Raw genomic sequence first — 13,373 nt, 5'->3', positions numbered from 1 at the left:
GATATTGGCGTGATGCTCAATAAATCTTGCATTTTTTTCGGAATAAATCAGATTTAACACATACAAAGGTATATGCTTAGAAGGGTCAGACTATCTACCATTTTCTCTGAAAATTATAGGATATTTGCATAGGGGGAGTTCTTGCTAAATTGCTAAAAGAATACGAGCTATCCTTTATTTAGTGATTATTTCAATAGATACATTTGCTGTAAAGACGCAATATTTTATATTTAAAAATAAGTCATCTTTTGGCAGAATGGTAATTTCCCCAAACTTTAATTTCGAATAGGGTGCGACTTAAGCACCCTATTCGAAACTTCTATTGAAATATCTTTTTCAAATAAGCTGTATTAGCGCTATAATTTCCTTTGACATCTTTGGGTTTGCTCGCATCTCTTGAGCGTTCGATAATTAGCCAGCCCGACCATTTCATTTTGTCCAAAGTCTTTTTGACCTTAATCATATCTATTTCAGGGTCTTTTTCTAGCCAAACTCCATCCTTATTGGTGGCATGAATCATGCAAATACGGTTTTTCCCTAAAATTTTTAACTCTTTATATAAATCACGACCTTCTTTCAAAGGATTTGAAAAGTTAAAATAAATCTGAATGGCCGGCGAACCGATTTCCTTGAGTAAGGCCACTTCTTCTTTGGCACTCAAGGCCGTTTCAATACCAATTACTACGCCTGCTTCTTCTGCCATTTTTCCAGCAATTTTTAATCTGCTAACCACCGAATCACGAATAGATGGATCTTTTTTTAAGTCACATTGCACGCCAAGAGGCAAAAATGCCACTTTTACACTCATGGCTTTCATGGTTTTGATACAATCTCGAATAGATTGTTGGTACTCTTCTCGACCGCAAAAGGATTGAGCATAATAGCCTGTCATGGCTAATGAGCATATTTCAAGTTTTAATTCTTTGGCCTTATCCATAAAAACCTGACGAATAGAATCGTTGGCGAGTTGGTTTTCAAAAGTAGGTCTTTTCCCCAAACCACCCATATCCAATTCAAGTCCGTCAGCGCCAATCTGTTGCGTAAGCGTAATGGCTCCTAACTTTTGTCGCTTCAACAACATGAGGTCAATCAGCCCCACTTTATAGCGAGCCGTTTGTGCTAGTCCTTGACTAGCAAGCATTAATAAAATCAATAAAAAACGCATAAAGTAGTTGTGAATTGTGAGTGATGAGTTGTGAATTGTCCTTTGTCCTTGCCTAAAATATTTTGATATTTTTCAACACTAGGAAAATTAGCTCACTTTGTGCCTCTTTGCCTTTGCCCCTCTGCCACTATTTTGTAAACATCTTCTCAATTACTTCAAAATCCTTCAAAGCGTTGGCGGGGAGTTTTTCGCCTTTTTCGCCAAAAACATATAGTGCTGGGAAAGGCTCAATCATTATACCCGTTTCGATGATATTACCCGTTGTATCTTGAATTTTTTGAAGATCTAGACCCAATTCTTTTGCCATAAAGCCATACATTGCTTTACGTTTGTTAGCTCCATAATCATGTCCTTCGCTTGAGAAATGGGCATTTTCTACCTTATTAGCAACATGATACAAATCATAGATTCTTTGTACAAAAGGAAATTCGGTTTGTGGGACAAACTGTGTCCAATCTTTTCCATCCGAAATAATCATTTGTGCCCTTGGAGCTGCCATCGAGGCAATTTCTACGTTGTTTGTTCCTTCTCCACAAAGGTGCACGCCCATACCGCTTTCGCAAGGACAACCCCCACTGTGATAGGACGACATCATGGCTACGGGAACACTTACTTTGATTCGGTCGTCGATAGCAGTTAACAACATCGTTTGACTACCCCCACCTGATGCGCCCGTAATGCCTACACGCGCTGGGTCAGCGTCTTTGAGGGTTAGCAACCAATCCAAAATACGCATTCCATTGAGCATCTGGATGGTTTGAGCATGGCTACGACGGTGGTCTTCAGATTTGAATTGTAATGCTGATTCTCCCCAAGCAAAAAGATCATAACTAAAAGCCATAGCCCCCATTTTGGCTAAAGCCGCACATCTATACTGACAATCAGCACGATAACGACCATCACCAAAATGCCCGTCTGGATTCAGAATAACGGGAATTTTACCTTTCGATTTTAAAGGACGATATAAAGACCCACTTACATAAACACCTGGCAAAGTTTCGATAGCTACATTTTCAACCGAGTAGCCATCCATAATTCGTTTTTGTGTGATGATGGGTTGCGACTGCGGTTTGGCTGGCGCTTTTGCTATTTCGAGTGCTTGCCAAATGCAGTTTTTCAAATTGGTTTTACGTAATTCCCAAGAAGTAATATCTGGTGAAAGCGTAGACAAATAGTTTAATTGCTGTTTGCCTTCCTCGGGAGTTTTGAGGTGATATTGAAAAGCTTGTAATTTATATTTTCCCTCTCCTTCTTTGGTAAAAGTAATATCCTGCGAATCCATGATATGATGGAGCGTTGTTTCCAAATCAGGTCTAAAACGCCATTCGGCATAAGTAACCTGCTTGTCAGCTACCAAGGCTTCAGGATAGCGGATTTTTACCTTAAAACGAGACTCAATCGTCGAAATAACCTCCTTCAAAGGTTTTTTAAACGCCTGATCAGCAGTCTGTGCTTGTGCAAAAAAGCAAGAAGTTAGTAAAGCGATAGTGATGAGAATATTTTTCATGTTTTTAGGGGTCAGGGAACAGGCACAAGGGGTAAGTGTTTTTACTTTTTGCCTAACCCCTAATGCCTATCGCCTATTTTAAAAAATCAAAATACAAAACTATTTCAACGGCTCTTTTAGGCTCTTTTTCGTAGTCGTAAAAGACGTGCTTCATACTCATGGGACCCGTATTGTCGGCTCTGTTGGTTTTAGAACCAATGGCCGAAATACCTTGCATAAAGGAAATATCACCAGTTGGAAAATTAATTACATAGTTTTGATATGAATCAGTTTTGAAGGCTGGACTAAACAGTCTAAAAAAAACATCTTCTGTTTCTGTGACTACGGTAAACGGTTGCCCTTTGGTAATAAACTTACACCAATACATATTGGAATGGTATCCTTTGAATTCTGGATAGACAAAAGGAATTTCACCTGTTTCGGTAGTATTATAATCTTTCTTCCAAATGCCAAATTGATTTCCTTTCAAACGATTTTTCCATACTCTGTATGGACCATTTCCTAAATACTCTACACCTTTAATTTCAGATTCTGGAAAAGAAAAATTAAGCCCAAAATAATTTGTCAAATAAGCTGCTGGAAAATATTTAACTTTCAATTTTACCCAACCAGATGGATAAATAGTCCATTGTAGCGTGTTGAAAGCTTCTTTTTTATCGTAAGTTGATTCAATGATTAAATTTTCGCCTTCAAAACGAGTAGTGATATTTTTAAAATTGGTGCTCCCTTCTTGAACAATTGGCCCATTGTTGAAAGGAATAGCACCTTTTTCTGTTTGTACCGATTTTAACAAACCTGATTTTTTAGAAAAACTAATCGTCAAACCATTCGCTTTTACGACAAACAAAGAATCTTGCTCTTGAAGCGTAGGCTTGCTACTTCCCGAAGTCTGGACAATTGCCTGCGCCATTGTTTTAGGCAAGGTAATTTTAAAACTCCATGTGAAAATTTCTTTACCATAAGCATCAAAAGCGCTTACATATAAAACGTCATATTGTTGCCAATTGCGAGGTAGCTGCTGACAAGCTACAGTTCCCTTTTCCAAGGGTTTTAAGTTAGGAGAAAGAACTTTACCTGAAAGTTCTGGCAACTGGTATAATCCAAGAGATTTGAGTTTCCAAGTAAAACGACATTGACTGGTATTGGTAAAATGATAGCGGTTTTCGATAGTAAATTTTCCATCAAAATCGGAGGTAATTTCTTTTGCCTCAAACTTGATTGGACTCCAAACTTCTTTGATGGTAAAATAACTTCCTTCTTTTTCACGATATGGCCCTACAATACCGTCTGCCGCACGATTACCGTCGGTATCTAGGACGCCATTTTTATCAGTTCTGACAATACCTTGGTCAACAAAATCCCAAAGGAAACCACCTGCACAAAGTGGTGTTGCCCACATATGCTCCCAGTAATCTTCCAGACCAGCCCCGTGTCCGCCATCGTACATCCCATGCAAAAATTCGGTAGGCATGACAATGCTATGTCCGTGGTCATAATTGCAAATACCATAGTTATAATCGCGATAATGCTGTGTGTCAAATCCTGCAAAATCTTCCCATGCGTGAATCACAGGACGTTTTTGTAAATCTTTTTGAGGAAAAATTGGGTCTAATTCGTAATTATGACCACCTTCATTTCCATTAATCCAAAAAATCACAGAAGGGTGATTTTCATCGTGTTCCATCAACTCTTCAAGACGTTTTGTGCCTGTTGGTGTATCATAATTGCCATGCCAGCCCGCCAATTCATCCATTACAAACAAACCCAAGGAATCACAAGTATCCAGAAAATGGTCATCGGGAGGGTAATGCGACATACGAACGGCGTTCATGTTCATGTCTTTCATCAATTGCACGTCGAGTAAGCTTACTGCCTTTGAGGTGGTACGTCCTGAAGTTGGCCAAAACGAGTGACGATTAACCCCTTTGAATTTTACTTTTGTACCATTGACATATACGCCATCACGCAATTTTACTTCGACGGTACGGAAACCGATTTTCTTTTCAACCACATGAACCGCTTTTCCATTTTGTAGTAAACTAATGGTTAATTTGTAGCGATTAGGTGTTTCAGAAGTCCAAAGCTGAACGTTTTGATAAAGCTTTTCAAGGGTAAGTTCCGACTGACCAGCTTTGAGAGTTGCTTGAATTGGCGTACCAACTTTTTGACCATTTAAGGTATGTAACTGTGCTGATAAAGTAAGGCTTGTATTATTGGAAGTAGTACGAATCACTGCCTTTAGATTACCATTCGCTTTGGCATCAATAGAAACACGAGTAATATGCTGAACAGGTAAAACCTCTATATAAACTGGACGGAAAATTCCACCAAAAATCCAGAAATCTCCTTTGCGTTCAGCCTCATTAACCGACTGATTTGCAGAGTGCTTACTTACAGTTACTTCCAATAAATTCTCAGCGCCATAGTTGAGTAATTGAGCAATGGGATATTTGAAAGCATAATACGCACCTTGATGAATTTCACCAGCAGATTTTCCATTGATTTTTACCTCAGCATCGGTCATAACACCTTCAAAAACAAGGTTTAATGCTTTGTCTTGCCATGACTTAGGTGCTTGGAAACGGTATTTGTAAAGTCCTTTTTCCTTACCTCTTGAGCTATCTTTGGCGAAGCCATAATTATATTTTCCAAAACCCTGTAACTCCCAGTTGGATGGCACAGGAATATTAGTCCATTTGCCAGCATTACGACCTTCGGTACAGAAAAAATCCCATGAAACAGTTTGATCGTTCCCTTTTCCAGAAAGATAAACTCTTTGGGTTTCTTGGGCGTACAATGCCTTAAAACTCGACAGTAAGAATAGAAAAAGTAAAATTCTTTTGGTCATGATTGTTTTTGATGAGGGGAAAAATGCACCAAGAATCAAAGGAGTAATACAAACCTTTATTGCCTCTGTGCCTTATCCCTGTTCACTACTATTACTTTACACTGGTAAATGGTCGTGCAGGAAGTCCTTCTTTGTTGAAAAAATTAGGTTCTGCATCCTCTTGCCATGCAAATCGAACGGCTTTAGGTTCGGGGACTTTTTCGGAAAAAACTTCCACTTGATTTCCTATAATGGAGGCTTTCGCCTCGTAAAATTTCCCATCTGTCCCTGCTACACTAAAATAGCTTAAGTCTTTTCCATCCTTGCTTTGCAAACCACTGCCTACAGATTCAAAATTTAAAATGGCTTTATGATTTTTGATTTTCATTTTTTTGAAAATGGGTCCAGAGGCAACTAAATCTTTTTTGCCATAATCATGCTTCAAAGCTAGAAGTGCCAAACGTTTCCCGATTTCCCATTTGTACCAAGGATGAATATTGGTTAAGGTATCTGCCAAATCGGTGGTAGTTATAAAGTCAGTTTGCTTAAGTCTTTGACCCACATTAGCTTGAGCTTGCCAAAAAGTAGGAAGGGTTTCTTTGTCCAAGACGATTTTTCCGGTACTTTTTGAGTAGAGATAAGGGACTAATTGTACATAGTAAAATGGCATTTTATCGTCTTTCCAAGCTTTTCTCCAACTCCTAATCAAGGTTTCCATTTTGTTGGTATATTGTACCGAATCTTTCAAGAAACAATTACTTTCGCCTTGATACCACAAAAACCCTTTCATGACAAATGACTCTAAAGGACGAATCATAGGATTATAAAACTTTGCGGGCTCACCTTCTACTTTTTTTCCTTTAAAATAGGGAGAACTAGCAAAAGCTTCTTCCGAAATCCAAGGTTCTATTCTGCTGCCTGGGATAGCCGACGAAATCATACCGATGGGCACGCCTGTCTGCTGGTGAACTTCTTTAGCAAAAAAGTAAGCAACAGCCGAAAAAGAACGCAAGGCGGAGTCTTGTGCAATACTCCACCCTTTGTGTTGTGGATCAGGTTTTACTAATTCTTTTCTGTTGACTAAAAAAATACGGATGAGAGGATTTTTGGCTATTTCTAATTCGTCAACAGGATTGGGATCTGGGAGATTGGGGCGTTTGACTTTACTGTTTTTTCGCATGGTATATTCCATGTTCGATTGCCCAGAGCATAGCCATACTTCTCCTATTAAGATATTTTTGAGCGTAATAACTTCCTCTCCTTCTATTCTTAAGTCTTGTGGAATGCTTGTAGCTGGTAGTGCCTTGAGCCATACTTGCCAATTTCCCTCAGCATCCGTTGTCGTTTGAGCAGATTGTCCTGAAAATTGGACGTTAATTTGCTCTCCAACAGAGGCTTTTCCCCAAATATGGATAGGTTTCTTTTGTTGGAAAACCATATTGTGCCCCAAAATTCGAGGTAAAACAATTTGTGCTTTTACCGAAAAAATCGAGCAAAAACTAAATGCTAACAGAATATATGATTTGATTTTTTTCATAAAAACGTCAATAGTTTTAAGCTAAATCCCCTCTAACTAATCCAAAATAATTTGCTGCGCCTACTTGACCACCTTTGACATTAACTTCTAGGCCATTGATGGCCTCGTTGGAAGAATATACCCGACAGAGTGGCGCCCCTTTTACCACTGGTGCAATCATTTCTAATGCTTCTATTTCAAGTGCACGTGCGGCATAACTCGACGTATCGCCTCCTGCAATCAACAAACGGGGAAGATGTGTCGATTCGATGACTTTTTTAGCAATCAATCCCAGTGCTGAACCCAGTTTTTCAGAAGACAAAGGAATACTTTCCTGTAAACCTCCTTGGGTATGAATCATAACAGAATTTCCGTTTTCGATATAAGTAATAGCCTGATCAATATAGGATTGTAAGATATTTTCAGATAGTTCTTCCTGTGCAAGTAATGGAGCATCAACGATGATTTCGATAAAATCATGTTGCTTTGCCCAATCAATTTGAGCGCTTGTTACAGGCGAGCAACTTCCTGAAATCACCAACAAAGTGTCGACTTTTGTGAGTGCTTGCCAAGTATTTTTAGGTGAAAAAACACCTTGCTGATTCCAATAGGAACCCAAAGCCATTTCGATACCTGATGAGCCAATTGAAAATAAGGTTTGGTTTTGTTCCAGTGCTTTCTCCTCTAAAAACTTACCAATTATTAATAAATGATTTTCATTGATAGCGTCGATAAACAAAGCTTTTTTACCTGCTGAAACTTGTTCTGCTTGTGCTTTTACTAAACCACCTGCTTCAACCTGTAAAATATCGAGTAAGCCAATTTCTACAGAAGTTTGTCTGCCCAAGTGCAAACGTAAATCGGCTTCGTCGGCTGGTGTTACGGGGTGCTTGCTCATGGAAGGATGGCGATCGAGACGATGGATATGTCCATCACTTCCGATTCCCATACGAGCAAAGAGATTTCCAAAAACAGAATATCGACCCAAAGATGGCGCTGCAACCAAAATAGGCGTCCATTGATTTTTGAATTGCGCCAAGCCCAATTCAAGCACCAAACCGATATTTCCAATTTCAGGAGAAGAGTCAAAAGTAGAACAAACCTTGTAATGCACATGCTTCGTTTGAAGTTTAGCTAAAGCATCAAAGGCCGTTTGAAGCTCCTCTTTCATGGCTTCTTTTCCTAAAGCTCTTGTTCTTCCTGCTATACCAATGGCTTGTAAATGAGGGAATTGCTCTAAAGTTTCTTTTGTCGGAACTTCGAAAAACAACATCGTCTGCAATCCTGCACGAGATAAAAACTCTAAGGCATCGGTCGAACCCGTAAAATCGTCGCCATAGTAAGCGATGGACAATTGAGGTGTTTGCATGATTATTTACTTTCTAAAACTAACACCCAATCATTGCCATTTTTAGGTTCTTGAGGCGCATCAAAAGTTTGGATACCAGTATTTTCGATTTCACCGATGGCTTGGTATGTGCCAGTACGTGGGTCAAACCATTGAGCTTTTACCGTTTTTCCTGCAATTTTACCCATGTTTACCTTGAAAGTACGTCCTGTGTAGGTGTACAAAAACGCATAATTTTTACCACGAGTAGCTACAACATACTCATACTTTTGCCCATTATCAGCCACTAAACTTTGGTCTGGTATTCTTTCAAAAAACGGTTTAGATAATAGCAGAGTTTTCAAATGTTTCATTTGGAAAGAACCAGGCTTAGCCATTCCTTCATACCAATATTCTTGCGGACCAAATGAGGTATCATCGTATTTGGGACGGTGCATTTGCATGACCGAATTTTGTCCATAAGTATAGCCAAATGCCCCTGCAAAAACTGACCAATAGCCATAACGACGCACATCAGCGTCTGTCCAACGAGGTTGGGTTACATCATGCAAACCGAATGGAATACCCTCATAAGAAGGCTCTCCGTCGATAACTGGTTTAGTAGGTTTGAGTTGATAATCCGCTTGGATATAGCGCCAATTGTCCTCACCATAATGCCATTTTTCTTTGGCAGACGTATCTTGCGCATACGTGCGGTGACCCGATTGTACCATATTAAAATCTAACCAAGTATCTTTATGAAACCATTCTGAAGACGAAGTACGCCCACGTGGGTGATAGGTAATCAAGTGATTTTTGTCGATTGCACGTATGGTTTTTCCGAAAATATCCCATACATTTTTACCTGTACTTCCTTGAATATCACCACCGTTTAACCAAATGATATTGGAGTAATTTTTGTAACGATTGGCTAAAAATGTTGCATAAACCTTTGCTCGCTCAGGAGTTACTTTTTTATCTTTCACATTGCCTCCCCACAAAGGCACAAAGCCAATATAAATGCCCTTTTTCTCAGCGGTATGAATGACAAAATCTACATGATCCCAAAAGTCATAAGCTTCTTTGTCGGCTACATCCGAACCTTTAGTTACTTTTGGTTTTGCAATATTGCCTCCTACTAATGCCGAATCACCGTATATGTTTACCACATTGAGCGTATGTAATCCCATTGCCTGAATCACATTGAAACCCTTTTGGCGACGATCTTCTAAGTAGGTTTCTACTTCTTCGCGTGTAAGTTTTGAGAACAATAACCAGCCCGTATCACCAAGCCAAAAGAAAGGTTTTCCATCTTTGGTAGCGATATATCTTTTATTGTCAGAAACTTTTAAAGCAGGAACTTGTGCCTTAGTGATATTTCCTGTGATTAGAAGTAAGCCTACTAGAAAGGCCAAAAATCCTTTTTCCATGGATGTCAGATTGTTTTTATGAAGGTTTATGTGGTAATTAGTTAATGAGCAAAATAAAATTTAAGATGTGCTTTGGGCTTTCAGGTATCGGCTTTCGGCGGTGGGCTTTGGAAAAAAGCATGGCTGTGGTTATTAAAAACATTTTAACACTCTGTGCCTTATGCCTGTTGCCTTGTGCCTAAAACAGAAAAATTAAATTTTATTTTGCCCACTAACTTAAGGGAGGTTATCAAAATTTCTTATTTTCTTTTTATCCAAACAACAATACCACTATTAGCTGGATTTTTTAATGAATAGCTTTTGCCCCCTTCGAGTGTTTCTGTATTCGATAGGAGAGTACCATCTTTTGGAGAAAGATATTTAACTTCAAAGATTCCCTTTTCCTTGCTCAAATCTGCCAATAGTTCTTGAGCGTTTTCGCTATACACTAAATACCCTTGTCCGTGTTGTCCCAAAACCCATTGTGTATTGGCTTGTCCAGACCACTGAATCGGTTGCATACCAATGAGTTGAGCGGAAATTTCTTGAGGCAAATCAAAGCTCAAACTTGGAATAGAGCCTCCTGCCATAAGAACTGCCCAGCCATTTGCATCAAAACTATCACCATTATAAACCACTGCCTTTGAAGGATATTTCATGCGGTATTCGTTCACAGCACGATAGACTTGTTCGGCCGAAGAACGTTTCGGATTCAACAAACGAGCATGTTGGCGTGGAGCTAAGTTTTGTCCACCTTTGGGTTCATACGTTTGTCCATTGAATTGATAGTGCCAATAACGAATGTCTATAATGTCGACTATTGCTGACCGTTTTTTATCTGCTAAAATCGCATCTTGCACATCTTTGGTTGTACTCAATGCCACTAAGACGTCTTTGTGTTTTTCCTTTTGCCATTCATCAATGACATCCAACCAAAATTCAACAAAATGAAGTGGACCTGTGTATTCTGCACTAATCAATTGTACGACTCCTGTATTTCCAGTAAAATTATCTAGACATTGACGGATATAGGCACGATGCAATTTTCTGCGAGCTGGATGGTTAATATCATAAAACTGTTCTGCCATAAAAATGCGCTTATCGCCAGCATAAGGCACTGGTTCAGGGAATCCTGTTTGGTTGATGTTATTAGCTGGTCGCCACGGAAAATCGGCATAGTGAGCTCCTGCTTCAATGATATTATGTTGAAAATAATTTTGATGAAAAAGCACCAAAGATTTCTGATCAGCCAAGTCTGCAAATTGTTTTAAGCGACTCCAATACCATTGATTATATTGTGTTAAATCATATTTGCTCAAACCATCCCAAGCGGTCTCCTTTCCACTTCTGGCAAATGGTAATTCATAAAATGGAGGCCAAACTTCGCCATCCATACGACGAATACGCTCATGGTCGTCGCGACGACGCTCGTACCAAAGTCCGTAATTATGATCCATCACTTTTACGTGATTCTGTTGCATCCAATCACTCAACTCAACTAAATCGTCTGTGAGTCCTTTACCTGTTTGTCCAGGGACAAAGCGTGTAATATGTGGCTTGCTCGCTGCTAAGCCGTGCGAACGAGATACACCTGACCACCATGGAACTTCCTGTCTTTTACCTGTTTGTAAAGATTTTCCACGTACTAACCAGCCATTTTGCACTTGCAAATCAGGCGCTTTATTTGGGGTAATAATTTTAGGAATGCCGATTTGCTCTATACTTTGAAGTTTTTCTGTTGTATTGAGAGACAATCTTTGTGAGGCTTTTTCAATAAATTCTTTTAAAGTCTTGGCAGGTTCAACGGATGCTTTGGTCAATGCCATAGCTACTTCTACTTTTGGGCTACTTGATGCCTCTGTTTCGGTTGGCATCAAAAAGGTTCTTGCTTGTACCTCTCCACCTAAGCGATTTTGTAGTTGTGCATAAAACAAACTTCTTGGTTTGATATGCTCGTTGGACATATCCCAATAACCATCGCCATCGAATTGTGCCCAAGTTCCAAACGCCCAGTTTTGTGCAGTTGGTGGCTTTTGACATTCTACACGAGAGGCAGCGCATTGCCAAAAAACACTATTGGCAGCCGACCAGCCAGCACCTTGTCCATCTTGACCCAAATTTGAAAAACGTAGTGCATTGCCATCCACATTCACAATATCAAACAAAACCCCAGAAGCCCAAGAATCTACTGTTCCGCTAAAACTATACGGAAGTTTGGATTCACATTGAACAAAAGCGTTTGGTCCGGCAGCGCAATAGCCTACAGCAAAATCATGATAGCCCTCTTCGGCATAAATTCTTTGAAAAAGGGTTTGTTGACCATTGGTAAAAAATGTGTAGCGTCGTTGTCCGCCGATTTCAGAAATAGGCTGGGTAGAAATACAATCTTCGACGGTCACACAGCGAGCGGAAGCTTGTACATATACGGCAGAACCTGCAAAATGTTTGAAATCAACTTGACGAACCCATGCATCACTTACATTTTCTAATCCAATTGCCATCCAACGATGGTTTTCGTCTTTAGGATTTTTGGTATCATAACTCGATTCTAAGGAAAGATTTTCGACACCTATTTGACTGATACGTCCATTCCATTGAAATTTAGCCACTGTTCCCACTCCGTAAGTAGAATCAAGCGCAGTAGTCAGAGGAATATCCAAGCAAATTCCTTTTGATGTAATTTGGGTAATCGTTCTTTCCCAAGTAATATCTCTTTGATTGGGTTTCCAACCAAGAGCGGTAACTCCCCCACCAAAATGGTCAGTTTTCAAAGTTTGAATCCATTCTTTAGTCGAAGGACGTTGAATCAAAATTCGCTCACCAACTTTATATTTTTCAGGAGTATTTACATTTAAACAAGCTTGTCCAACAGGGATATAAGCGTCCAATACTTTCTCGGAACTCTCAATTTTCTTATCATCTTTTCCTTTAATACTAATCAAGGTTTCTCTCGAAATGCCAATTCCTTTTAGAATGGTTTGTCCACGACCAGCACCACGAATCACAATACCTGAGGCTTTGATAATCAGATTTCCTTTTATTTCGAAAACTCCTTTTCCTAATACTACTGCACCTCTAAAGCCTTTAGTATCAACTGGTAATCCCGCCACATAGTCGATGGCAGCCTGAATACGAGTTGTTGCGTCGCCATTTGCTGCTTCTACTTTTACTTTTCCTGCTATAAATGGAATGGTTTCTTCACTTGCTTTGTAGCCACTAAAAGAAAAATCAGGAATTCTATCTCCTTTGCTTTCAGGGGTATACGCCAATTTTCCTGCCTCATCCAGATACACAGGAGGTTTGGGCGGTACAACTTTGGGCTTTTGTCCCAATACTGAAAAAACACTCAAACCTAAGGTAAGAGATAGGATTATGGAGAAACGAGACATCATATTTAATTGTGAATGAAGAATTTTGAATTGTGAATTAGGGTTGTACGAAGGATTCTAAAACTGTTTATTTCGGATGTTGGATTTCGGAAGTGTGATCTTTTACATTTCTGAAAAAATAAAGGTGTTTAACCTTATTTCCGAAATCCGCAATCCCAAATCTGAAATAGTTTGGAATCCTTCGTTCAGCACTCATTGTCATTTGGTGGTTTCTGCAAAGTGAAATGAGGATT

At 39.4% G+C, this 13,373-nt stretch carries 7 protein-coding genes; all 7 read right to left on the bottom strand.

Translation table 11 applies throughout. The features are described 5' to 3' along the window. Positions 1-319: 319 nt before the first annotated feature. The 7 genes from BWI92_RS17635 to BWI92_RS17605 all read right to left on the bottom strand — a co-directional run bounded on the left by BWI92_RS17635 (position 320) and on the right by BWI92_RS17605 (position 13,143). The gene (locus BWI92_RS17635) at positions 320-1,165 is read right to left on the bottom strand and encodes a sugar phosphate isomerase/epimerase (RefSeq protein ID WP_095164912.1); all 846 of its coding nucleotides are present in this window, start codon (positions 1,163-1,165) and stop codon (positions 320-322) included. A gap of 127 nt (positions 1,166-1,292) precedes the next feature. Further along, entirely contained in the window at positions 1,293-2,672 is a 1,380-nt protein-coding gene (locus BWI92_RS17630; protein ID WP_095164910.1) for a CocE/NonD family hydrolase, read from the bottom strand. Positions 2,673-2,745: 73 nt separating this feature from the next. Continuing rightward, entirely contained in the window at positions 2,746-5,520 is a 2,775-nt protein-coding gene (locus BWI92_RS17625; protein ID WP_095164908.1) for a glycoside hydrolase family 2 TIM barrel-domain containing protein, read from the bottom strand. A gap of 91 nt (positions 5,521-5,611) precedes the next feature. Further along, a complete protein-coding gene (locus BWI92_RS17620) occupies positions 5,612-7,036 on the bottom strand; it encodes a sialate O-acetylesterase (RefSeq protein ID WP_095164906.1) in 1,425 nt (474 codons plus the stop codon). 16 nt (positions 7,037-7,052) lie between these two features. Further along, positions 7,053-8,384 (bottom strand): four-carbon acid sugar kinase family protein, encoded by a 1,332-nt coding sequence (locus BWI92_RS17615; protein WP_095164904.1) that lies wholly within the window; start codon positions 8,382-8,384, stop codon positions 7,053-7,055. A 2-nt stretch (positions 8,385-8,386) separates the two neighbouring features. Continuing rightward, positions 8,387-9,772, bottom strand: coding sequence for a glycoside hydrolase family 140 protein (locus BWI92_RS17610; protein ID WP_095164902.1), 1,386 nt, complete (start codon positions 9,770-9,772; stop codon positions 8,387-8,389). Positions 9,773-10,011: 239 nt separating this feature from the next. Then, entirely contained in the window at positions 10,012-13,143 is a 3,132-nt protein-coding gene (locus tag BWI92_RS17605; RefSeq protein ID WP_095164899.1) for a DUF6298 domain-containing protein, read from the bottom strand. Positions 13,144-13,373 lie beyond the last annotated feature (230 nt).

It is taken from the genome of Flectobacillus sp. BAB-3569, from assembly GCF_002270355.1.
Taxonomy (GTDB): domain Bacteria; phylum Bacteroidota; class Bacteroidia; order Cytophagales; family Spirosomataceae; genus Flectobacillus; species Flectobacillus roseus.
Note: the sequence above shows the minus strand (reverse complement) of the source record. Positions and strands in the feature narration are given on the sequence as shown.

Bases quoted from the DNA above. Each gene is read 5' to 3' on its own strand.
- BWI92_RS17630 (WP_095164910.1), bottom strand. From the start codon at position 2,672: ATGAAAAATATTCTCATCACTATCGCTTTACTAACTTCTTGCTTTTTT.
- BWI92_RS17625 (WP_095164908.1), bottom strand. From the start codon at position 5,520: ATGACCAAAAGAATTTTACTTTTTCTATTCTTACTGTCGAGTTTTAAG.
- BWI92_RS17635 (WP_095164912.1), bottom strand. From the start codon at position 1,165: ATGCGTTTTTTATTGATTTTATTAATGCTTGCTAGTCAAGGACTAGCA.
- BWI92_RS17610 (WP_095164902.1), bottom strand. From the start codon at position 9,772: ATGGAAAAAGGATTTTTGGCCTTTCTAGTAGGCTTACTTCTAATCACA.
- BWI92_RS17620 (WP_095164906.1), bottom strand. From the start codon at position 7,036: ATGAAAAAAATCAAATCATATATTCTGTTAGCATTTAGTTTTTGCTCG.
- BWI92_RS17615 (WP_095164904.1), bottom strand. From the start codon at position 8,384: ATGCAAACACCTCAATTGTCCATCGCTTACTATGGCGACGATTTTACG.
- BWI92_RS17605 (WP_095164899.1), bottom strand. From the start codon at position 13,143: ATGATGTCTCGTTTCTCCATAATCCTATCTCTTACCTTAGGTTTGAGT.